The sequence below is a fragment of the Clostridioides sp. LIBA-6822 genome, assembly GCF_056688955.1.
Window position 1 is genome coordinate 850,557 of record NZ_CP196995.1, and the last position, 22,382, is coordinate 872,938.

At 28.0% G+C, this 22,382-nt stretch carries 19 protein-coding genes, 1 tRNA gene and 1 other annotated feature (1 of these 21 only partly in view); of the genes, 17 read left to right on the forward strand and 3 right to left on the reverse strand.

The window, feature by feature from the left end; translation table 11 throughout:
- From lipS1 to hisJ, 7 genes are all read left to right on the forward strand, one after another.
- Window positions 1–873 carry a LipS1 family lipoyl synthase gene (gene lipS1, locus ACTG48_RS04255; RefSeq protein ID WP_021383447.1) on the forward strand — a complete coding sequence of 291 codons (873 nt, stop codon included), beginning with the start codon at window positions 1–3 and terminating at the stop codon, window positions 871–873.
- Window positions 870–1,808 (forward strand): LipS2 family lipoyl synthase, encoded by a 939-nt coding sequence (gene lipS2 / locus ACTG48_RS04260; RefSeq protein ID WP_479918219.1) that lies wholly within the window; start codon window positions 870–872, stop codon window positions 1,806–1,808. Before lipS1 ends, lipS2 begins: the two co-directional genes overlap by 4 nt.
- A gap of 46 nt (window positions 1,809–1,854) precedes the next feature.
- Window positions 1,855–2,670: a lipoate--protein ligase family protein gene (locus tag ACTG48_RS04265; RefSeq protein ID WP_479918220.1), complete on the forward strand. Its 816-nt coding sequence runs from the start codon at window positions 1,855–1,857 to the stop codon at window positions 2,668–2,670.
- A gap of 150 nt (window positions 2,671–2,820) precedes the next feature.
- Entirely contained in the window at window positions 2,821–3,012 is a 192-nt protein-coding gene (locus tag ACTG48_RS04270) for a CooT family nickel-binding protein (protein ID WP_003418375.1), read from the forward strand.
- 18 nt (window positions 3,013–3,030) lie between these two features.
- Window positions 3,031–3,447 (forward strand): DUF3842 family protein, encoded by a 417-nt coding sequence (locus tag ACTG48_RS04275; RefSeq protein WP_021383528.1) that lies wholly within the window; start codon window positions 3,031–3,033, stop codon window positions 3,445–3,447.
- A 15-nt stretch (window positions 3,448–3,462) separates the two neighbouring features.
- Window positions 3,463–3,813: a DUF8180 domain-containing protein gene (locus ACTG48_RS04280; protein ID WP_021383461.1), complete on the forward strand. Its 351-nt coding sequence runs from the start codon at window positions 3,463–3,465 to the stop codon at window positions 3,811–3,813.
- Window positions 3,814–4,133: 320 nt separating this feature from the next.
- The gene (gene hisJ / locus ACTG48_RS04285; protein WP_479918221.1) at window positions 4,134–4,913 is read left to right on the forward strand and encodes a histidinol-phosphatase HisJ; all 780 of its coding nucleotides are present in this window, start codon (window positions 4,134–4,136) and stop codon (window positions 4,911–4,913) included.
- A gap of 170 nt (window positions 4,914–5,083) precedes the next feature.
- Here hisJ and ACTG48_RS04290 read toward each other — a convergent pair whose 3' ends face one another.
- Window positions 5,084–5,959, reverse strand: a complete 876-nt coding sequence (locus tag ACTG48_RS04290; RefSeq protein WP_479918222.1) for a DUF4300 family protein — start codon at window positions 5,957–5,959, stop codon at window positions 5,084–5,086.
- Window positions 5,960–6,502: 543 nt separating this feature from the next.
- Here ACTG48_RS04290 and ACTG48_RS04295 point away from each other — a divergent pair.
- Window positions 6,503–7,015: a hypothetical protein gene (locus tag ACTG48_RS04295; RefSeq protein ID WP_021383548.1), complete on the forward strand. Its 513-nt coding sequence runs from the start codon at window positions 6,503–6,505 to the stop codon at window positions 7,013–7,015.
- Between the two features lie 590 nt (window positions 7,016–7,605).
- On the opposite strand, the gene ACTG48_RS04300 is transcribed toward ACTG48_RS04295, so the two are convergent.
- Window positions 7,606–8,703 (reverse strand): pyridoxal-phosphate-dependent aminotransferase family protein, encoded by a 1,098-nt coding sequence (locus tag ACTG48_RS04300; protein WP_479918223.1) that lies wholly within the window; start codon window positions 8,701–8,703, stop codon window positions 7,606–7,608.
- 290 nt (window positions 8,704–8,993) lie between these two features.
- On the opposite strand from ACTG48_RS04300, the gene glpK reads away from it, so the two are divergent.
- Both glpK and ACTG48_RS04310 read left to right on the forward strand, forming a co-directional pair.
- Window positions 8,994–10,520 (forward strand): glycerol kinase GlpK, encoded by a 1,527-nt coding sequence (gene glpK, locus ACTG48_RS04305; protein WP_021383544.1) that lies wholly within the window; start codon window positions 8,994–8,996, stop codon window positions 10,518–10,520.
- Window positions 10,521–10,560: 40 nt separating this feature from the next.
- On the forward strand, window positions 10,561–11,676 hold the full coding sequence (locus ACTG48_RS04310) for an ethanolamine utilization protein EutH (RefSeq protein ID WP_021383547.1): 1,116 nt from the start codon (window positions 10,561–10,563) through the stop codon (window positions 11,674–11,676).
- A gap of 254 nt (window positions 11,677–11,930) precedes the next feature.
- Here the strand turns inward: ACTG48_RS04310 and ACTG48_RS04315 are convergent, their stop codons facing one another.
- Complete coding sequence (locus ACTG48_RS04315) at window positions 11,931–12,695, reverse strand: DeoR/GlpR family DNA-binding transcription regulator (protein WP_021383536.1); 765 nt, start codon at window positions 12,693–12,695, stop codon at window positions 11,931–11,933.
- Between the two features lie 260 nt (window positions 12,696–12,955).
- Between ACTG48_RS04315 and ACTG48_RS04320 the strand changes: the two genes are divergently transcribed.
- The 7 genes from ACTG48_RS04320 (at window position 12,956) to ACTG48_RS04350 (ending at window position 22,017) form a co-directional block, all read left to right on the forward strand.
- Window positions 12,956–13,046: transfer RNA gene (locus ACTG48_RS04320), tRNA-Ser, on the forward strand.
- A gap of 93 nt (window positions 13,047–13,139) precedes the next feature.
- Window positions 13,140–13,928 carry a motility protein A gene (locus ACTG48_RS04325; protein ID WP_479918224.1) on the forward strand — a complete coding sequence of 263 codons (789 nt, stop codon included), beginning with the start codon at window positions 13,140–13,142 and terminating at the stop codon, window positions 13,926–13,928.
- 20 nt (window positions 13,929–13,948) lie between these two features.
- On the forward strand, window positions 13,949–14,689 hold the full coding sequence (locus ACTG48_RS04330; RefSeq protein WP_021383541.1) for a flagellar motor protein MotB: 741 nt from the start codon (window positions 13,949–13,951) through the stop codon (window positions 14,687–14,689).
- A gap of 178 nt (window positions 14,690–14,867) precedes the next feature.
- Complete coding sequence (locus tag ACTG48_RS04335) at window positions 14,868–15,242, forward strand: hypothetical protein (protein ID WP_021383549.1); 375 nt, start codon at window positions 14,868–14,870, stop codon at window positions 15,240–15,242.
- 91 nt (window positions 15,243–15,333) lie between these two features.
- The gene (locus ACTG48_RS04340; RefSeq protein WP_021383537.1) at window positions 15,334–16,794 is read left to right on the forward strand and encodes an extracellular solute-binding protein; all 1,461 of its coding nucleotides are present in this window, start codon (window positions 15,334–15,336) and stop codon (window positions 16,792–16,794) included.
- A 53-nt stretch (window positions 16,795–16,847) separates the two neighbouring features.
- Window positions 16,848–19,874: an EAL domain-containing protein gene (locus ACTG48_RS04345; RefSeq protein WP_021383539.1), complete on the forward strand. Its 3,027-nt coding sequence runs from the start codon at window positions 16,848–16,850 to the stop codon at window positions 19,872–19,874.
- Window positions 19,875–19,950: 76 nt separating this feature from the next.
- Window positions 19,951–22,017, forward strand: a complete 2,067-nt coding sequence (locus ACTG48_RS04350) for an ATP-dependent helicase (RefSeq protein ID WP_479918225.1) — start codon at window positions 19,951–19,953, stop codon at window positions 22,015–22,017.
- Window positions 22,018–22,341: 324 nt separating this feature from the next.
- Window positions 22,342–22,382, forward strand: a binding site (T-box leader); it runs 170 nt beyond the window's last position.

Below are 22,382 nucleotides of genomic sequence, written 5' to 3' on the forward strand. Positions count from 1 at the left end.
ATGAATAAAAATTTATCTGAAAAAATGAAAATGGCTTTTGATGTTAGACTAAATAATTTTGGGAATAAAATAGAATTTGCTTATCCTAATCAGACACTAGCACTTAGTACTACAAGTAATAAATGTAGTTTAAAGTGTGCTCATTGTAATGGTCACTACTTAAACAATATGGTGCCAATCGAGAATTATAAAGAAAAAGTACAGTCAAGAAATATAACTAGTTTTTTATTAAGTGGTGGTTGTAGCTATGAGGGAGATGTTCCAATAAATACACATATCAAGACTATTAAAGACTTAAAAAAACAAGGATATAGATTGAATGCTCATTTAGGGCTTATGGATAGAGATAGCATTATAGAGTTGTGTAAGTATTTAGATATAGTTTCTTTTGATTTAGTATTTGATAAAGAAACAATAAGAGAAGTTTATAAGATGGAAAAAAGTAAAGACGATTATATCGAAGTTTATAATACAATAAGAGAAAATACAGAAGTAGCACCACATATATGTATTGGTTTAAAGGGAGGACAAATAAAGGGTGAATATGAAATTATAGAATACCTACAAAAAAATCCTCCTAATAAACTTACATTTATAGTACTTATTCCAACAAAAGGAACTGAGTATGAGAATGTAGAACCACCTGAGCTAGAAGGAGTAGCAGATATCTTATGTGAAGCTAGAATTAATTTACCATATACTGAAATTAATCTAGGCTGTATGAGACCAAGAGGAACGTATAGAAAAGAGCTAGACCAGCTATCTATAATGTGTGGAATCAATAGAATAGTATTACCATCAAAGTCTGCTAAGAGTAAGGCTATAGAAATGAATATGACAATAACTGAGTGTAAGGAGTGTTGCGTTTTATGATTAGACTATCATCTGGGACAGCAATAGAACTTGGAATATTAAACAAAAAAAGCGATATACCTCCTACTACAGCATATATAATGATTGGAGAAAAATGTATAAACAAATGTAGTTTTTGTTCTCAATCAATAGAAAGTAGTACTAGAAAAGATAAGTTATCGAGAGTAGTTTGGCCAGAGTTTTCTAAAGAAGAAATATTGGATGCTTTAAGAATTTATAAAGGGAAAAATATAAAGAGAATATGTATTCAATCAATGGCAAGTGAAGAAGCACATAAGTCTGTTTTAGATTTTATAAATTATATAAATGGTAAAATAGATATGCCGATTTCATTATCTGCAAAATTAGAGAGTGATGAAGAAATAAATAAGTTTTTTTCAGCAGGAGTAGATAAAATAGGAATAGCTATAGACGTAGCAAATAAAGAATTGTATGAAAAAATAAAAGGAAATAATTATGATGAAAAGTTAAAATTTATAACTGAGATGTCAAAATCATATCCTAATAAAATAAGTACTCATATAATAGTTGGTATGGGTGAGAGTCATGAGGATATATATAACTTATATAATCATTTAAAGGAAAATAATATAACGATTAGCTTATTTGCATTTACTCCAGTTAGAGGAACTAAAATGGAAAAAATAAGTCAACCAAAGATTGAAAGTTATAGAAGGGTACAATTAATGTCTTATATGATAAATAAAGGTTATTTAAAAGAATGTTTTGAATTTAAAAATGGATATTTAGATAGTATAAAACTTGATAAGGATATTATAAAAGACATAAATAAAGGATATCCTTTTGAAATAAGAGGATGTAAGGATTGTAATAGACCATATTATAATGAAAGACCAGGAAGTACTATATACAACTATTCAAGACCTTTAAATCAAAGTGAGATAGATTTAGCTATAAGAGAAATAAATTTATAAATGATTTCTAGGATATATTTATACTAAAGATGGGGGCGTAATAATCATGAATCAGTGGAGAGTTATACATAATAAATCATATGATGGTGCAATGAATATGGCAATTGATGAAGCTATATTTACTGCATATAAGAAAGGACACAATAAGCCGACACTTAGATTTTATACATGGGAGCCAGCTTGTTTAAGTATAGGATATTTTCAGAAATTGGAAGATGAGATAGATTTGGATAAATGTAGATGCATGAATATAGATTATACTCGAAGAATTACAGGGGGAAGAGCTGTATTACATGATAATGAGCTAACTTATAGTATAATTATAGGAGAAGAGAATCCTTTGATTGACAAGAGTATTAATCTATCTTATAGATATATAAGTGAAGGTCTAGTTAAAGGATTAAATTTAAGTGGAGTAGAAACAGATAATTTAAATAGAGGTGAAAGAATAAGTAGGGAAAATCTATCAGCTGCATGTTTTAATGCACATGCATCATATGAAGTTACTATTAATAATAAGAAGGTTATTGGGAGTGCTCAAAGCAGAAAAGATGGAGTTTTATTGCAACATGGTTCAATAATATTGAATTTCGATGTAGAAAAATTATTTGAATTAATAAAAACTAAAACACCAGAATTTAAGGAAAGGGCTATGAAATTTACAGCTAAGAAGGCTAGTGGAATAGAAAATGAACTTGGCAAAAAAATAGACATAGATATTCTGCAAGAAAATATAGTAAAAGGATTAGCTGACCAATTTAATGTTGAGTTTGTAGAAGGCGATTTGACTGATTATGAGAAGCAATTAGCTAAAGAATTATATGAAAAATATAAGAATGAAGAGTACAATAAAAAGCGTTAACTTTAATTGACTTTATGTAAATTAAAGTGCTATACTTAAAGTATAATAATATACGAAAATTGAAATCATGAAGATTTCTTTGGTGTATTGAAATACCTAAGGGAATCTTTTTTTGATTTTTAATAAAAATCATATTAGGAGGAGATTTATATGTGTGAATCATCAGCTTTCATTTGTAAAAGTAATAATGAGTTAGAAAAGGTTATGGAAAATGTGGTTAATATAGACCCTTGTGATGGAAAGATTTATTTAACTGATTTACTAGGAGAGCAAAAGATAATAGATGGGATAATTAAAGAAATAAGATTGATGGACCATAAGATAATAATACAAGAAAATTAATTAATAGGGGAATTTCATATGATAATAGCAGTGATAGATGGAATGGGTGGAGGTATTGGAGCCCAGATAGTTTCTTCTTTGAGAGAAGAATTACCTACATATGTAGAAATTTATGCACTAGGGACTAATTCTATAGCAACTAGTTCTATGATGAAGGCTCATGCTAATAAAGGAGCTACAGGGGAAAATGCTATAGTAGTGTCAGCCAAAAAAGCAAATATAGTAGTTGCACCTATTTCTGTAATAATACCTAATTCTATGATGGGAGAAGTTACTTGTAATATAAGTGAAGCTATTTCAGACAGTGAGGCACTAAAGATACTGTTACCTATTATGCCAGAAAATATAGAATTAGTTGGATTAGAAGGTAAACCATTAGCACTACTTGTAAAAGATTCTGTAAATCTTATAAAAAAAGAATTTAATATAAAATAACAGGGGGAATAACTAATGATTTTTGATAAAGAGATTGTAAGATATCATCATGGTAATCATGACCATGACCACTGCCACGAACATACTCATGGAGATATGTGTCATGAACATCCGCATGACCATGCTCATGACCATGACCACGAACATAGCCATGAGGAATCATCAGAGTCTAAAGATGAAAAAACTTTAAAAATACTTTTAGTACACTGGATAAATCACAATGAAACTCATGAAGAAGGATTTAGAGAGTGGGTTGAAAAAGCTAGAGCTATTGGAAAAGAAGAGACAGCAAAGAGTATCGAAAAAGCTATAGAGTGTATGGAAGAGGCTAATAAGATGTTATTAGAGGCTAAAAAACATATGTAATATAATTAATCGCTTATATGTTTGATATAAGCGATTTTTATGTTTTTGATATTTAATTATTGAAATTTCTAGGAGGTATGTAATATACTTTAATGAGTAAATTTTATTATAAAATTGGGTTATGTGATACTTAGTATTGACATATTGGAGTATTACTATTAAAAGATAGTACTAATGTTAAGATAGCATTAAGACTGTTTAAAATTACTTTAATATTAGATATAATAAAGTTTAGTATGGTTAAAAGATTTTATTTTAGAGTTTAAAGAATTTATATGTTTATATTAAATTTTTTATTTAAAGAAGGGGATGAACTATTTATGAAAGACGGTCATATACATTCACCTTATTGTCCTCATGGAAGTAAGGATGATTTTGAAAAATACATACAAAGAGCAATTGATGTTGGCATAACAGAAATGACATTTACAGAGCATTTTCCATATGCAGATGGATTTAAAGACCCTGCTCCTGAAAATGATAGTTGTATGAGTATTGAAGACTTACCAAAGTATCTCAATGATGTTAAGAGACTGAAGGAAAAATATAAGGGTAAAATTAAGATAAATGTGGGGTCAGAAGTAGACTTTATAGAAGGTTATGAAGAGGGAATAAAGCAAAACTTAGATAAATATGGAGATGAATTAGAAGATTCTCTTTTGTCAGTACATATAATTAAGATTGAGGATGCTTATTACTGTGTAGATTACAGTGTGGAAGAGTTTCAAAATTTAATTGATAAGCTAGGTAGTATTGAAGCTGTTTATAATAAGTATTATGAAACTTTGATAAAAGCTGTAAATTCAGACTTAGGAATACATAAGCCAAGAAGAATAGGTCATTTAAATTTAGTTAGAAAGTTCAATCAGGCATTTCCATATGATTATAAAGGAAATAAAATTCTTGAAAAGTTAATAAAGTTAGTCAAAGAAAAAGGTTATGAACTTGACTACAATGTATCTGGTAATAGAAAAGAGTATTGTAAAGAACCTTATATAGATGGATACTTATTAAAATTAGTAAAAGAATATGACATTCCACTAGTTTTAGGCTCAGATTCTCACTGTGCAGAGGAAATAGACAACTATAATATTTTTTAGATATGTTCACATAAAAGACTGTAGATAAGTTTGTATAAAATAAATTTATCTACAGTCTTTTGTAAATTTGGTTAATTTAAAACAATAATAGAATTTAAAACTAATATATTTTATTTGTATGCTCTTGTATTAATTTAAAACTTAGAAAGCTTATTTTGTGCTTAAAGCGATTACTTCATAAGTTTATCATTTTCCATTATTATCGGGTCAAGTAATTCTCCTTCACCTTCTGCCATTTTCAATCTATTAAACATATAATTTTTCACATCTTTTTTACTTTTAAATTTGGTAATTTGATAAGGCGATGTAACTCCATACTTTTCTATAAATAAAATATCCTTGTCAGTCTTAATACATATACCTGTATGACCTATAAATACATTTTTAGTTTCTGGATAACGAAGAAAACCACTTATAATGAACATATTTTTATTATCTTTAAAAGATATCTTTCTCTTTTTCCATTCCTTTTTTATTTGTTCTGCATTTTTATTTATATCATTTGTATCTTTAGCCGGTATTGCAGAAAAAAAGTTGATAAATTTCTCTACATCTTTGGGGCTAAATTTAGCATCTTTATTGTTTGATATAGTATCTAAATCTATACTTAAATCAATGGAATCTCCAGTAAATTTCTTGTTTGAATTTATAAAATCTTTAAAAAGTCTAAAGGCTGTTATTCTACAATTTACATCCATATAATCAGGAAATTTTTTCATCCAATTATCTTGTAATTTTTCTAGGTCATATGGAACTTGTTTTGCGTTCGTTGAAGAATATCCAGATTTAGATAAACTTATATTATTTTGCAGTATTTTAACTTGCTGTTTGTTATAACTATTAATTGCTTTAATAAATGCATCTACATCTTTTTTATCAACCTTATTTTTTTCTAAGACTTTTTTTACATCATTTTGAATTTTTTTATCTATCATATTAGAGTATATTAATTTATTATTTTTAACAGCTGAATATGCAAAGATAGTAAGTATACTTGATAACACTAAAGCAATGGATAATATTACTATTGATAATTTTTTTTTCACTTATATCTCTCCTTTTTAAATTTATTGTGTCGACATATTTATAGTATATAGTACATTTAATTTTATCTTCAATATGTTTTTAATTACAAAACTGTTGTAAAAAATATAACTTTATTTAAAACTTTTTTTTAATATTTAAATATATATACGAATATGGGGTATATATTTTTTGAATATTAAGAAAAATACTCTTGATATTTTTGAGTTACTTTGTATAGTAAAAATAAATAGGCTATTGCTAGAAAAGGGAGAAATTTTTAATTTGTTTATTATAAGACTTTAGGTAAATAAGTAGGATTGAAGTATCTAAAAACTTTTATTTTATCAAAAAATTATTTGCTTAGTTTGATTTTAAAGCTATTAATAAGTATAAAAATATTATTATTTAAATTCAACTATTCCTCAAAAAAGCGATTTTTAAGGAATAGTTGAAATGAAAAGTTTGGTTACATAACAGTAATTTTAGTTACAAGAATGAAACTGTAAAACTTAGGATTTTATTTATATAATTGCATTGAGAATATTTAATTTAGGAGGTAAGATATGAAAGTAAAAAAATTTAAAACTGGTGTAGTCTCAGCATTAACAATTATGATGATAGGAGTATCATTGACAAATGTATCAGCTATGGAATTAAATGAGAGCAAGGAATTTGAAACTAAATACAATGAGATGAAAAGAGATTTTCAAGAGGAGTATGGAAACGAAGACAAATTCAATATAACATTAGATGATGAATTTACAAAAGAAGAAGTGAATGGAGCAAAGGGGATTATAAAGACAACTAATAAGGTGAATAATGAAGTTGTAATCTTAAATTATTTCGATGAGATGAAATCTGGAATTGAATTTGAATTGAAGCCAAAAGAAGAAAAAAATGCAATTTTAAGAGAAGAATTCCAACAAGGATATGGGAAGGAAGATAAATTTAAAGTTGTGTTAGATGATGAATTTACAAAAGAAGAAGTAAATGGAGCTAAAGGGATTATAAAGACAACAGATAAAGAAACAGGTGAAGTTGTTGTATATAATTACTTTGATGAGCTTGAAAAATAATACTAAATGTAAACCCGATTGTATTAAAATATAAAATAATTAAATGTAAAAAGTTGTATCAAAAATATAGGATGACTAAATCTAAAACAATTGTATTAAAAACATAAGATAACTAAATCTAAAAATAATTGTATTAAAATGTAAAATAACCAAATCTAAAACAATTGTATTAAAAACATAAGATAACTAAATCTAAAAATGATTGTATTAAAAATATAAAATAACCAAATCTAAAATGATTGTATTAAAAATGTAAGATAACTAAATCTAAAAATGATTGTATTAAAAATATAAAATAATTAAATATAAAAAATTGCATCAATATAAAATTTAATATGAGGGTGAACTTTATATATTTAGAGTTCACCCTTATAGAAAATATAAAATCTAATTTATTAAATGAATATTTTAAAAAGTCAGTCTATTTAATTTATACTAATATTCTACAGAATTTAATCAATAAAGATTAAAGAATATTAGAAAGAAAGGGTATTAAATGTTTACTCCATGCTGAAATAAATTTTTCTATTATGATAAAACAGGATTTTGCAATAATTCTAAACAGTAATATAAGTCAATTTTATAAATATTTACATAGCTTTTTTAATTTCTAGTTTTGATTTTAAGACATCTAAAAATTTGTAACAATCTTCTGGATATATTTCTCCCATGTTTGCAACTTGGAAGATATTAGCATCTAAGAATTTGCCCTTTCCAGGATATACTACATAACCATTTTCCCTTTCTAAATCCAATATAAACTCATTTATATCTATTTCTTTAGGCAAAAACACAGAGGTAACCGTATTAGACATATACTTATCTGGAAGTAAAAATGTTAGACCTAGTTCTTCCATTCCATTTCTTAAAATAGCAGAACATTCTCTATATCTTTCTATTTTATTGTCATCTTCTAAAAACTCAGTTAAAGCTTCATTAAGAGCAAATATTAAAGTGACATTAGGTGTATTTGGTGTTTGAGAGGACGATTTTGCAAGTTTGTAGTGTTTATAAAGACTAAGGTACACATTTTTACATTGATTTTCTTTAATATTTTGTAAAATGTTTTCTTTAGCACAAAGATATGCAGAGCCTGGGAATGCACCAAGAGCTTTACCACCAACACCAGTTATTATATCTATATCAAACTCATCCACATCAATATATTCTCCAGCAGAGGCACTTATTGCATCTACAAAGAATATTTTATTATACTTTTTAGCAAGTTTTCCTAGTTCAGGTATTGGATTTATCATTCCTGAGCTAGTTTCATGAAATACTATAGCAATTACTTTTATATCAGGATTTTCAATTATATATTTTTCTAAAATGTCTAAGTCTGGATATTCTGCCCATTCAAAATTGGGCTTGTATGTTTTTACATTATAAGCAGATAATATTTCTTCTAGCCTTTCTCCAAAAACACCATTACTAACTAATAAAGCTGCATCTTCTTTATCGAATATAGAAGACAGTACACATTCATTTACAGATGTCCCAGAGCCAGATACGACTAATGAGTAATAATCAGAAGTTGCATTATATAGTTTATTGATTTTCTGTTGAGTATCCTTGAATAAATCCATAAACTCATCTCCTCTATGGCATATATCATAGTGAAGAAGTGCGTTTCTAACCCTATCTGTAACCATTACTGGTCCAGGACTAAATAGATATGTTTTTTTCATTGTAAATCCTCCTTAAAGTTTAATTTAAAATTTGTGATGACTGTTTATGTGTAAATATTATGATATTATGTGTTATTTTAACTAGATTATAGAATAAAATAGTAAATATTGCAATAATATTTTAATTAAAATACTTTTAAAATCATTTAAATTAAAAAAAACAAAAAATATCGTAATAAATATTGTATAAATCCACAGAATGATATAAAATATAAATAACTTGAATAGATTTTATATTCAAAAAATAAAGAAGAATTAATTAATTCTGAAAATAAAGGGGGACGTTTAAAGTGAAATATGTATTAGCAATTGACCAAGGAACAACAGGAACAAGAGCAGTATTAATAAATGAAAAATCAGAGTTTGTTTTTAGTGATTATATGGAACATACTCAAATATATCCGCAATCTGGATACGTCGAACATGACCCTATAGAAATTTGGAATAATACAAAAACTGTAAGTAATAATGTATTACAACAAGCTTTTGAAAGTGGAATTAATGAAAGTGATATAAAAGGAATTGGTATAGATAATCAAGGTGAAACAGTAATGCTATGGGATAAAAATACAGGGATGCCACTTTACAATGCTATTGTATGGCAGTGCAGGAGAACTTACGATTATGTGGAAAATTTAAAGAGGGTGCCAGGTCTAGAAAATAAAATAATAGATAAGACTGGATTAATTATAGACCCGTATTTCTCAGGTACAAAAATTAAATGGGTAATAGATAATGTAAAAGGTGTAAAGGAAAAAATAAAAAATGGAGAAGTGCTTGCAGGAACATTAGATAGTTGGTTAATTTGGAAAATGACAGGAGGAAAATCCTTTTTAACAGATGTATCCACAGCAGCAAGAACGATGCTTTTTAATATAAGAGATATGGATTGGGATAGAGAGTTACTTGATATTATAGGAATACCTAGAAGTATTTTAGCAGATATAATGCCTACTAGTGGTGATTTTGGAACTACAGATAAAGAGGCATTTTGTGGTGTTTCTATAAAAATCACTGCCTCAATGGTTGACCAACCAGCAGCCTTGTTTGGTAATGGATGTTTTGAACCAGGGATGGTCAAAAATACTTATGGTACAGGTTGTTTCTTATATATGAACATAGGTGAGGAGCTAAATATAGCAGGTAATGGTATATTGACAACTGTTGCTTGGAAGATAGGAGATAAAGTTACTTATGCTTATGATGGAGGTGTGTATATAGCAGGTGCTGCAATACAATGGCTTAGAGATGGAATTGGAGTTATAAAAAATTATTCGGAAACTGATGATATGGCAAACTCCATATCAAGTACTGGTGGTGTGTATTTTGTACCAGCATTTGCAGGGATAGCAGCACCTTATTGGGACCAATATGCTAGAGGTACAATGGTTGGGATAACCGGAAGTACTAAAAAAGAGCATATAGTAAGGGCAACTCTTGAATCTGTTGCACTTCAAGTTAAAGATGTTGTTGATTCTATGAATTTAGCTTCAGGTAAAGATATAAAAATGTTGAGAGTGGATGGTGGAATTACTAAAAATAACTTTACAATGCAGTTTCAAGCTGACATATTAGATATACCAATTGAAATTGCAGAAAATCCTGAAACAACAGTGCTTGGGGTAGGGTATATGGCAGGTCTTTCTTGTGGTGTTTGGAATAGTATTGATGAAATTAGAAGTGAATTTACAGTAAGTAAAAAATATATCCCAAATATGACTAATCAAAAAAGAGAAGAGATACTAATTGGATGGAATCAAGCAGTAAAAAGAGCTATGAATTGGGAAAACGATACCAAAAAAATGTGTGCTAATTAAAGTACAATAGAGAATTTTACATATACAGGAGGAAATAAATATGCCCTTTGATAAAATTATATTATACATAATGGCTGTGGGTGTGCTTTTAGGAGCATTAGATAGGATAATTGGGAATAAGTTTGGGCTTGGAGAGCAGTTTGAAGAAGGATTTAATTCAATGGGGCCATTAGCATTAGGAATGGTTGGTATAGTTTGTTTAGCTCCAGTCATTTCAGATGTGTTAGGACCTGTGATAATACCAATCTTCAACCTTTGTGGAGCAGACCCATCTATGTTTGCTACTATTTTAGCCAATGATATGGGAGGGTATCCATTAGCCATGGAACTTGCACATAATAAAGAGGCAGGAATGCTTGCAGGATTAGTTGTGTCGTCCATGCTTGGGTGTACATTGGTATTTTCAATACCAGTAGGATTAGGGCTTATAGAATATGAAGATAGACCATTTTTTGCAAAAGGCTTACTGATAGGATTGATAACTATACCTTTTGGAGGTATTGTAGGAGGCTTAATAGCAGGATTTAACTTATCAATGGTAATTATAAATATGATACCAGTGATAATATTGGCAGTAATATTAGCAGTAGGATTAAAATTGAATTCTACACTTATGATAAATGGGTCATTAATTTTTGGGAAATTTATATCCATATTAATAACAATAGGATTGGGAGCCGCTGCATTTCAAGAAATAACAGGAATAGTGCTTATAAAAGGAATGACACCAATAAGAGAAGGAATTCAAGTAATTGGAAGTATTGCAATAGTATTATTAGGTACTTTTCCAATATTGCATTTGCTAGTTAAAGTTCTTAATAAACCACTTACAATGGTGGGAGGTAAATTAGGTATGGATGCGACCAGTGCAGCAGGGTTAGTATTTACTTTAGCTAATAGTATTCCAGTATATAAAATGATGAAGGATATGAGACCAAAGGGAAAAGTAGTAAATACTGCATGGTTGGTTTGTGCTACAGCAGCTCTAGGAGACCATTTAGGATTTACAGCAGGAGTAGTGCCAGAGATGATTACGCCTGTTGTAATTGGAAAGTTGGTTGGTGGAGTATTGGCAATTGCACTTGCTATGGTCATGACAAAAGACTTAACTTTAGAAGAAGAACAAAGTGTTAGAGTTAAGAAAGATGTTGTATGAAATGAGTAGTACTTAAACAGAATTTAAGTTACTTTAAATTAAAAAATCAAATGACTAAGAATATAATTAAATAGTTCAAAATAATAAAGTAGCATAAAACATTGAAGTAATTGAGAGTATTAAACTAATCTCAAAATAGTAACATAATAAAAAATATAAAGTATTATTTAGATATAAATGGAGCTAAATAAATAATTATTTGGCTCCTTAAGTTTAATTTATTATGCCAAGGAATTAAAAACCAATCATACAAACTAATTATCTGCTATGACTAAAGGTATTCCTCTCTGAGAAAATTCTATTATTATATCATGGTCTATATTAGAGGATGTAATAATAGTATCTATATGTTCTATAGGAGCTACTGATGCAAATGAATTTATACCAAACTTAGGAGGTTCAACAACCACTATAGATTTTCTAGACCTTTCAATCATTTTTTTTCGAACAAGTGCTTCTTCCAAATGATAGTCAGAAATACCATTTTCAAGAGTGATACCTCCAGCACCTAAAATAGCCTTATCAACATTAAATTGTTCAATAGCTGATAGTGTGAGTGGGCCAGAAAAAGAACCTTCAGTTTCTCTAAGATAACCACCAAGTACATATACTTTTATATTAGTATTCATAAGTTCATTTGCCACTAAAATTGAGTTGGTTATTACAGTTAAATTTTTTTTGTCTTTTAAATTTTTTGAAACTTCAAGAACAGTAGTTCCAGTATCCATAAAAATAGTATCATTTGTATTTATAAACTCACTGCATTTGATTGCAATTTGTTTTTTATCATTTGAGTTTATTTTTTTTCTTTTAACATAGTTGAGTTCTACACTACTTGCTATAACTGGTATAGCACCACCATAGACTCTTTTTAAAAGTCCAATACTCTCCATATGGGCTAAATCTCTTCGTGCTGTCTCTATTGATATGTCAAACATTTGAACTATGTCATTTATTTTAATTATATTATCTGATTCGAGAATACTTAAAATTTTCTCGTATCTTTCCTGTGGTAACATAGAATATCCTCCTTGGATTAATATTATTTTAGCTTTGAGCATAACTTATGATTAAGTCAGGATTTATGTATATTTGTTAATGTATGTATATTTATCAAATAATATTATAAGTATTATGCAAGATAATTTTACCATATTTGAAACTTACATTTAAGCAAAAAAGTAAAAATAGATATTTAATAATTCAAAATAACTTAAATTTTATAAAATAATTGACTAAAATATAATTTTATTATATAATTTACTAGTAAAGACAATCTGGAGAAGTACTCAAGTGGCTCAAGAGGATCCCCTGCTAAGGGATTAGGCTGGGTAACCGGTGCGAGGGTTCGAATCCCTCCTTCTCCGCCAATTATTAAAGGCTATTCTTGTTAAAGGTAGTCTTTTTGTAGTGTCTTTAATAAAAGTAATTTACTAAGCAGAACTAAAGAAAGGAGGGAATAGATGACAACTTTAATTTTTTTCATAGTGGGAATAGCATCTTTAGTGGTTGCTTTCGTTATTGATGGAGGACATATTGGAGCACTATTTGTGTTTTCATCAGCACTTGTTGTCTTTGGTGGGACTATAGGAGCTGTTGGAGCTTCAACGCCATTTCCCGTGTTTAAAAAATCTATAAAGATAATGTTGTTAGCTTTTAAAAATAAAAAACCTAACAACATAGAAAATATAATCTATTTTAAAGAAATTGCAATAAAAGCTAGAAAAGAGGGGCTTCTAAGCATTGATAAGGAAATAAATGACAATAATGATTTAGACCCTTTTATTAAAAAAGGGCTTGAACTTATGGTAGATGGAGTTGATGCAGCTACTATAAGAAATATCTTGGAATCACAGATACAGATAACATCAAAACGACATAAAGAGGGTATATCAATATTTGATTCAGCAGGGGGATTTGCACCTACACTGGGGATAATAGGTACCGTTATGGGATTAGTACATATTTTAGGTAATCTTTCGAGTAATCCAGATGCACTGGGTCCTCAAATATCTGTTGCATTTTTAGCTACATTATATGGTGTTGGTTCTGCCAATTTAATATGGATACCAGTAGCATCAAAACTTAAAGCTATAAACCAACAAGAAATAAATGAAAGACTTTTGGTGATAGAAGCAATATTATCTATACTTGAGGGGGATAATTCTAATTTAATGACAGAAAAATTAAAAATATTTTTAAATTCAAAAGAATTAATCGAACTTGAAGGAACAGATAGTAGAGCTGAATAATATAAAAGGATGGAATATTTATGTTACATGATGAAGATGAAAAAGAAGAAAACAATGAGCGATGGCTTTTAACTTATTCAGACCTCATAACACTACTTATGATTTTCTTTGTCATAATGTATTCTATGAGTAATGTTGATGCAGAGAAATATAAACAATTATCTGAATCTCTAAATTCTGCATTTGGTGATTCTTCTGGGGTTATTGAAGGTGGTAAGAGCCAAATGGAGCCAGTAGTTGAACCAGGAAGTAATAATTTAGATAGTTTACAAAATGCTGAGTTCAAAAAAGTTGGTGAGGAAATTCAGAAGTATTTAAATGAAAATGGTATGGCGAATTCAGTATCATTAAAAGCTCAGGATAGAGGATTAGTAATAAGTCTTAAAGATACCATACTATTTGATACTGGAAAAGCAGTTGTAAAGAATAATTCTAGAGATAAAATTATTCAAATAGGTAAGATGTTAAATGAAATGAATAGTTACATAAGGGTAGAAGGTCATACAGACAACATGTTTATAAAAAATTCTGAGTTTAAGTCAAATTGGGATTTATCAGTTATGAGAGCAACCAATGTTGTTCAACTTCTTATTGACAATGCAGGTATAGCACCAGATAAATTATCTGCTGTAGGATATGGCGAATTTAGACCAATAGCAGAAAATTCATCTCAAGATGGTATGTCAAAAAATAGACGAGTTGATATAGTCTTAGTTGATAGTAAATATGATAATGTAGAAAATGTTGGTGAAAATAAATAGTTAAACAAACTATCTCAAGGCAGAATTATTTCTAAAAAGAGATAGTTTTTTTATGTAAAAATTAAAAATAGATGAACAGTAAGTTACCTTTTTGGAAGAATATATGGTATCTTAAATATATAATGTTTAAACGATAAAAAACTCAATTTTAAAATTTTTATAGAGGGTGAGGAAACAAATGAGTAATAAGAATAAAAACACGAAGTATAAAGATAAAACAAGAGAAAGGTATAATAAAAAAGTTGATACTTTAAATAAAGAGAAGCTAAAGGAAACTAACAAAAAATCTAAAAATGTAGATAAGGTTGATGATATTATTAATAAATCTAGTATTGTATTATGTATTCTTTTAGTAATATTTTCTTTACTTTATTTGTTTAAGTTAGTTCAACTTAATGTAATAATGACGCTTTTAGTGATTACAGTGGCTATTCAACAAGGTTTGGTATCGTTTGGAGCATTTAGAAATAAAAATTATGCAAAAGCCCTATTTTCAGTATTTGTAATTATATGCTTCTTAATTGCTTTTAAATATGTTGTTAATCCTGTTTAAATATATCAATAAACGTTCTATAATTAATATAAATAGTGAAGTTGTAGTTTTAATGCTATTATAATTTTATAAATTTGAAGGAGTAGATTTTATGAATAGGTGTAAGTTTGCAAAATTAATTATCACATCAATGATTGTTTTATTACTTACAGGGTGTAGTTTGAAAAAGGAAGATAATTATAAGCTGGACCCAGAGAATCCAACATCAATAGAAATTTGGCATTATTATAATGGACAGCAAAAAATAGCTTTTGACAAGCTTGTTAAGGAATTCAATGACACTGTAGGTGCTGAAAAAGGAATTATTGTTGAAGCGTTTAGTCAAGGTAATGTTGTTGATTTATCAGAAAAGGTTTTAGATTCTGCAAATAAAAAGGTTGGTTCTGAAGATGTACCAAATATATTTGCGGCATATTCAGATACTGCTTATGAAATGGATAAATTAGGATTACTAGTGGATATGGACAAGTATATAAGCAAAGATGAACTAAATGAGTATATAGATGAATATGTAGAAGAGGGCAGAATAAATTCTAATGAGGAGTTTAAACTTTTTCCAATTGCAAAATCTACTGAGATTTTGATGATAAATAAGACTGATTGGGATAAATTTGCCAAAGCTACAAATTCAAATATCAATGATATACAAACAATAGAGGGATTAACAGAAATATCAAAAAAATATTATGAATGGACAGATAGTTTAACAAAAGAGCCTAATGATGGTAAAGCGTTTTTTGGAAGAGATGCTTTAGCAAATTATATTATTATAGGAAGTAAGCAATTAGGAGTAGAACTTTTTTCTGTTAAAGATGGAAAAGTTACATTAAATATTGATGAAAAAGTTATGAGAAAATTATGGGATAATTTTTATGTACCATATATAAATGGATATTTTGCATCTTATGGTAAATTTCGTTCTGATGATGCAAAAACAGGAGATATATTAGCTCTTGTGGGTTCTAGTTCAGGAGCAGCATACTTCCCAGATAGAGTAGTGTCAAATGACAACGAGAGTTATAAGATTGAAACATCTGTTTTTGAAGCTCCTCGTTTTAAAGGAAAAGAAAAGTATGCTGTACAACAAGGTGCAGGAATGGCTGTAACAAAATCCACTAAAGAAGAAGAATATGCATCAGTAGAATTTTTAAAATGGTTTACAGATAAAGAACCTAATATAAAATTTTCTATTGCTTCTGGATACTTGCCAGTAAAGAAAAAAACAAATGATTTAGATGTTATAAAAGAAGTTATGAAGAAAGACGATTTAAATGTATTAAATAAAGTTGAAGAATCAATAGTTTCATCTATTGCACAAATTAAAAGCTGTAATTTATATACTAATAAAGCATTCGATGGTGGAACTAAAGCTAGACAAATTCTTGAATATTCGATGCTTGATAAGGCTAAAGAAGATTTAAATAAAATAAATGAATTAATAAAAAATGGAACTTCTAAAAAGGATGCAGTAGCACAATTTAATAATGACAAGAATTTTGAAACTTGGTTTAATGATTTTAAGACTGAGCTTGAAAATGCTACAAAAGAGTAGATGAATTGGCGGTTAGTGTGTCAACATGCACAAAGGTATAGGTGGAATTAAGTATGGAAAACAATCTAAGAAAAAATAATTCAATAATGAAAAAGATGATATTTCCCCTAATTATTGTTATGCTAATTCAAACAAGTTTATTTTGTGCCACAATTTTATGGGGAGGAACTATTAAGAAGTTAAATGACAACTCATTTGATATTTTAAATGAAAGAGTAATTAATCGCAAAAATTATATACAAAATGAGATGTTGCAAAGATGGTCAAAGACAAGTGAAACGGAAGCCGCAATTAATTCATCTGTAAAAAAGGTTTTGGATGAAAATAATGTTTCAATCAAAGATGTAGGTGAGAATGAAGAAATTAACAAGGAGATTATAAAAAATATATCGAGTAATTTGATATATCTTTTAAGAAAAAATTCTGTTACAGGCTCTTTTGTAATATTAAGTAATAAAAACATTGAAGATGATTCCATGAGTAAAGGTGAAATAAGCAAGACGGGACTGTATATAAGAGATTTAGACCCTAAATTTAGTCCAAATGATAATTCTGATTTGTTAATTGAGAGAGGTTCATCAGATATAGCAAGAGACTTTGGAATATCTATGGATAGTTATTGGGCTCCAAAATTTTCATTTAAAAGTGAAAACAAGCGAAAAGGAGATAATTTTTTTTACAAACCATTTAGAGCGGCAATTGATAATCCAAATGTATCAAGTTCTAATTTAGGATATTGGGGAAGTAAGTTTCTATTAACAAATGCAGGCGATAAGGTTATGACATATTCAGTTCCTCTTATTTATGAGGATGGAACTGTATATGGAGTACTTGGAATAGATTTAAGTATAAACTATTTAAGTGAATTACTACCATATGCAGAGATAAATGGAAACAAAAAAGGTAATTATATTTTAGGTGTGGACAGAAATGATGATATGGCATTTGAAAATGTAGTTTCAAATGGATATTCACTAAAAGAAAAATTTTGGGATGGTTTACATTCTAATTTAGAACAGAAAGAATCTTATAAGAATGTATATAAGATTAAAAATGAAGATAATGATTATAGTAGTGGGAATATTTATGCTAGTGTGCAATATCTAGATTTATATAATTCCAATACTCCATTTGAAAATGAACGTTGGGCTCTTTTGGGGATTATTGAAGAAAAAAGCCTTTTATCTTTTTCAAAAAGAGTGGAGCGTTTGGTTATAGTATCTATAGCAATTTCTTTAGTAATAGGACTTATAGGTATTTATATAGCATCAAGACTGTTTACAAAACCAATTGTTCTTCTAGCCAAAAAGGTTAGAAATAGTAATCCATCAAAACCAGTAAATCTTGATAAAATAAATATATCTGAAATAGATGAATTATCTTCAGCTATAGAGCTACTTAGTGCAAATGTTGCAGATTCTTCTTCAAAATTATCACAGATTATAGAGATGGTAGATATGCCTATTGGAGCTTTCGAATTGTACAAAAATACAGATAATGTTTTTTGTACAAAAGGATTTTTTAATGTATTTATTACAGAAAAGGGATTCCGAGAATATGGTTATATGCAAAAAGATAAGTTCCTTAAAAAAATGAAAAAGCTAGATAAATATTTACAAAAAGGTTATGAAACAGAAAATACATATATATATAAATTTGAATCTGAAGATAAGAGGTCTAAGTGGGTAAGATTAAACCTTGTTGAAGATGAGATAAAGGTTCTCGGTGTTGTTGTTGATGTCACAAAAGAGTTCGTTGAGAAAAGAAAAATAGAGTACGAAAGAGATTTTGATATTTTAACTAATCTTTTAAATAGGAGAGCATTTTACTCACAGATACAAGAGAAATTCAAAAACAAAGATGAACTTAAGGTAGCAGCATTTGTTATGTGGGATTTAGATAATTTAAAATATATCAATGATACATATGGACATGATACTGGAGATGAATACATTAGATGTGCAGCAGGAATACTTAAAAAGTTTATATCATGGAATGGTATAGTTTCTAGGCTTTCAGGTGATGAGTTTTATGTATTTATATATGGATATGAAAGTAAAGAGAGTATAAGAGCTATTATTAATTCTGTTAAGATACAGATGAGTAATACATTACTAAAACTTCATGATGGAACAGAATTTAAAATAAGAGCATCAGCAGGAATTTCTTGGTATCCTTACGATTCAAGTAACTATGATGAATTAATGAGATATGCAGATTTTGCTATGTATCAAATTAAAAACACAATCAAGGGTGAAGTCAGTGAGTTTGATATCAATATATATAATAAGGATTCATTCTTATTGAGTAACAGAGAAGAGTTAAATAAATTGATTGATGGTCAACTTGTTGAGTATGCATTTCAAGCTATTGTAGACTGTGAAGGAAAAGTTTTTGCATATGAGGCACTCATGAGACCTAAAATAAAAACTTTCAGTTCTCCAGTGGATGTTATTAGATTGGCTCGTTCACAATCTAAATTGTATCAAATTGAGCGTATTACTTGGTTTAAAGCACTTAAATCATTTAAAAAATACAGAGAGAAGTTTGGAGATTGTAAATTGTTTTTAAATTCTATTCCAAATAATAACCTATCAAAAGTGGATTTTGAAGAAATTGAAGATTTATATGGTAATTATTTGAATAGAGTTGTATTAGAAATAACAGAAAATGATAAAATTAATGAAGATTTTATTGAGAAAAAGAAATCTTATATAAACCATTGGAATATAGAGATTGCTTTGGATGACTTTGGAACAGGCTACAATGGAGATGCTGTACTATTATATATAATGCCAAATTACGTAAAGATTGATATGTCTATTGTAAGAGGGATTGATAAAGATGAAGACAGACAGAAAATATTAAAAAATCTTATTTCATACTCTAATGAAAGAAATATTAAAGTAATAGCAGAAGGTGTAGAAACTAAAAGTGAGATGGAAACATTAATTAATCTTGGAATAGATTATATGCAGGGATATTATATTAGTAAACCATCATTTATCCCTGAAGATATAAGTGATAAAATTAAAAAAGAGCTCAAGATGTGTCATGAAAATAGGAATGATGTGATTTAATAGAGGAAAAATTACATGTATTTTTATGAACTTTTGGTTTATAATTAAAAAGAAAATAATATAATTATAAATTAGGGTGGTGGAGCTAATAATCACAACAAATATAGATATAAGAAAGTTAAATGAAAATCAATTAGAAGCAGTTGAACATATAGATGGGCCTTGCATGATACTTGCAGGGCCTGGTTCAGGTAAGACTAGAGTAATTACATATAGAATAGCCAATATGGTAGTAAATAAAAATATAGCACCAACGAGAATCTTAGCAATAAGTTTTACCAAAGCATCTTCAATAGAAATGAAAAATAGAGCTTTAAGTTTAAGTGATGATATAAGGCTTAACAAAGTAACCTATGGAACTTTTCACTCTGTATTTTTTAAAATTCTAAGGTATTTTGAAAGGTATAATCTAGATAGTATATTTGATGAAAAATCAAAGCGAATAACAATCAAGGCAATACTAAAAAGTTTAAATATAGAGAATGCTGATGATGATGAGAATATAGGACAAGTTATAAATGAAATTTCTTATGTAAAAAATGAACTTATGGATAAGAATGAATTTAGTTCAGAGATACTGACAAAAGATGAGTTTTTGAAGGTATATAATTTATATGAAGAGCAAAAATCTAAAGTTAATAAAATTGACTTTGATGACATGCTTATAAGGACTTACTATTTACTCTTAAATAATAAGTCTGCATTAGAGATGGTTAGAAATGTATATAAATATATATTGATAGATGAATTTCAGGATATAAATAAAGTACAGTTTGAAGTTTTAAAGTTAATTTCTAATCCATTAAATAACATATTTGCTGTTGGAGATGAGGACCAGAGTATATATGGTTTTAGAGGAGCAAGACCAGACTTTTTACTTGAATTTGAAAGATATTTCAATAATACTAAAAAAATAATATTAGACGTAAATTATAGGTCTAATAGTGAGATAGTACATATTGCAAATAGACTTATAGAAAAAAATAAAAATAGATATGAGAAAATTATTAAATGTAGTCAAGGCACTGGAGGAAGTGTGAGTTATATTTGTCCACATGATTCAGAAGAGGAAGCTTTATATATTGCCAAGGAAATAATTGACGAAATAAAAAAAGATTATGTAGAGTATTCTGATTTTGCAGTGATTTATAGAACTAATATACAGTCAAGAGCATTAGTAGATGTATTTATGGATATGAGGATTCCATTTGTAGTGAAAGACTCAGTAATTACAATATATGACCATTGGGCAAGTCAAGATATACTAGCATATTTAAGAATAGGTATTAATCCAAAGTCAAATAAAGATTGGTTAAGAATCATAAATAAGCCATTTAGATATATATCTAAGGATAATGTAAATATGGTTAAGGATGAAAAAGATTTTATAACTGCACTAATAAATAAATGTAATCTCCATCCTAAACAAGTCAAAACCATAACTGATTTGGAAATAGACCTAAGTTATTTAAATACTTTAAATCCTAAAAATGCAATATCTTATATTAGAACCAGTCTTGATTATGATAGATATGTATTAGATTATTGTAGTAACAGAAAAATAAAGACTAATGGTCTCGTAGAGATATTAAATGAACTTGAGAGTTCGGCTACAAATTTTAATACTGTGACAGAGTTTTTAGAGCATATTGATAGAGTAAAGACTGAGTTAATGGAAAACAATAAGAATAAGCAGACTGATGGTGTCATATTTACAACTATGCACAGTGCAAAAGGATTAGAATTTAGAAATGTTTATATCATAGGTGTAAATGAAGGAACAATACCTCATGAAAAGTCATATGATATTTGTAAGGAAGAGAAAAAAGAAGAACAGTTAGAAGAAGAAAGGCGACTTATGTATGTTGCTATTACAAGAGCTGAAGAGAAATTGTGTATAAGTTCTACTTTAAATAAATATGGTAAAAAAGTTGATAAATCATTGTTTATTGACGATATAAAATCTCCAACCAAAAAAGAAATTGATAGTATTGGCGTAGGTGATAAAGTGCACCATAAAAAATTTCATGAAGGAGAAATAATTAAAAAAGATGGAATTATGTTTACAATAAAGTTTAAAGATAGGGAGCGAATTTTAGACCTGAAAACTTGCTTATTGAAGAATATAATTTATATTATTTAATTTAGAAGCCAAACTTAGATAGATAGAAAATGTATTATTTATATAGGTAAGAAAGAATTATATTATTTATGTATGATATTTAAGGCAAAGATATAGATAAAAAATATATTATTAAAAAAATAGCTCAAAATATGAAAAATGTTATTTATTAATATCTAAAGAATATAAATAAATCTAAAAGATGCTATTTATGATTATCTAAAGAGTAGAGCTAAATATACATCGTAGTGTTTAAATAATTTACAAATAAAATTATTAAAAAAATAAAAAACTTATTGACAAAAATATTATAAGGAAGTACAATTGTATTAACAATTTAAGGAAACAAATCCAGTGATAGAGAAAGTAGCATATATGGATTTACA

What these genes read in the sequence shown, in the direction of transcription:
- lipS1 (WP_021383447.1), top strand. Translation starts at nt 1, where the DNA reads ATGAATAAAAATTTATCTGAAAAAATGAAAATGGCTTTTGATGTTAGA.
- lipS2 (WP_479918219.1), top strand. Translation starts at nt 870, where the DNA reads ATGATTAGACTATCATCTGGGACAGCAATAGAACTTGGAATATTAAAC.
- ACTG48_RS04265 (WP_479918220.1), top strand. Translation starts at nt 1,855, where the DNA reads ATGAATCAGTGGAGAGTTATACATAATAAATCATATGATGGTGCAATG.
- ACTG48_RS04270 (WP_003418375.1), top strand. Translation starts at nt 2,821, where the DNA reads ATGTGTGAATCATCAGCTTTCATTTGTAAAAGTAATAATGAGTTAGAA.
- ACTG48_RS04275 (WP_021383528.1), top strand. Translation starts at nt 3,031, where the DNA reads ATGATAATAGCAGTGATAGATGGAATGGGTGGAGGTATTGGAGCCCAG.
- ACTG48_RS04280 (WP_021383461.1), top strand. Translation starts at nt 3,463, where the DNA reads ATGATTTTTGATAAAGAGATTGTAAGATATCATCATGGTAATCATGAC.
- hisJ (WP_479918221.1), top strand. Translation starts at nt 4,134, where the DNA reads ATGAAAGACGGTCATATACATTCACCTTATTGTCCTCATGGAAGTAAG.
- ACTG48_RS04295 (WP_021383548.1), top strand. Translation starts at nt 6,503, where the DNA reads ATGAAAGTAAAAAAATTTAAAACTGGTGTAGTCTCAGCATTAACAATT.
- ACTG48_RS04300 (WP_479918223.1), bottom strand. Translation starts at nt 8,703, where the DNA reads ATGAAAAAAACATATCTATTTAGTCCTGGACCAGTAATGGTTACAGAT.
- ACTG48_RS04310 (WP_021383547.1), top strand. Translation starts at nt 10,561, where the DNA reads ATGCCCTTTGATAAAATTATATTATACATAATGGCTGTGGGTGTGCTT.
- ACTG48_RS04315 (WP_021383536.1), bottom strand. Translation starts at nt 12,695, where the DNA reads ATGTTACCACAGGAAAGATACGAGAAAATTTTAAGTATTCTCGAATCA.
- ACTG48_RS04325 (WP_479918224.1), top strand. Translation starts at nt 13,140, where the DNA reads ATGACAACTTTAATTTTTTTCATAGTGGGAATAGCATCTTTAGTGGTT.
- ACTG48_RS04330 (WP_021383541.1), top strand. Translation starts at nt 13,949, where the DNA reads ATGTTACATGATGAAGATGAAAAAGAAGAAAACAATGAGCGATGGCTT.
- ACTG48_RS04335 (WP_021383549.1), top strand. Translation starts at nt 14,868, where the DNA reads ATGAGTAATAAGAATAAAAACACGAAGTATAAAGATAAAACAAGAGAA.
- ACTG48_RS04340 (WP_021383537.1), top strand. Translation starts at nt 15,334, where the DNA reads ATGAATAGGTGTAAGTTTGCAAAATTAATTATCACATCAATGATTGTT.
- ACTG48_RS04345 (WP_021383539.1), top strand. Translation starts at nt 16,848, where the DNA reads ATGGAAAACAATCTAAGAAAAAATAATTCAATAATGAAAAAGATGATA.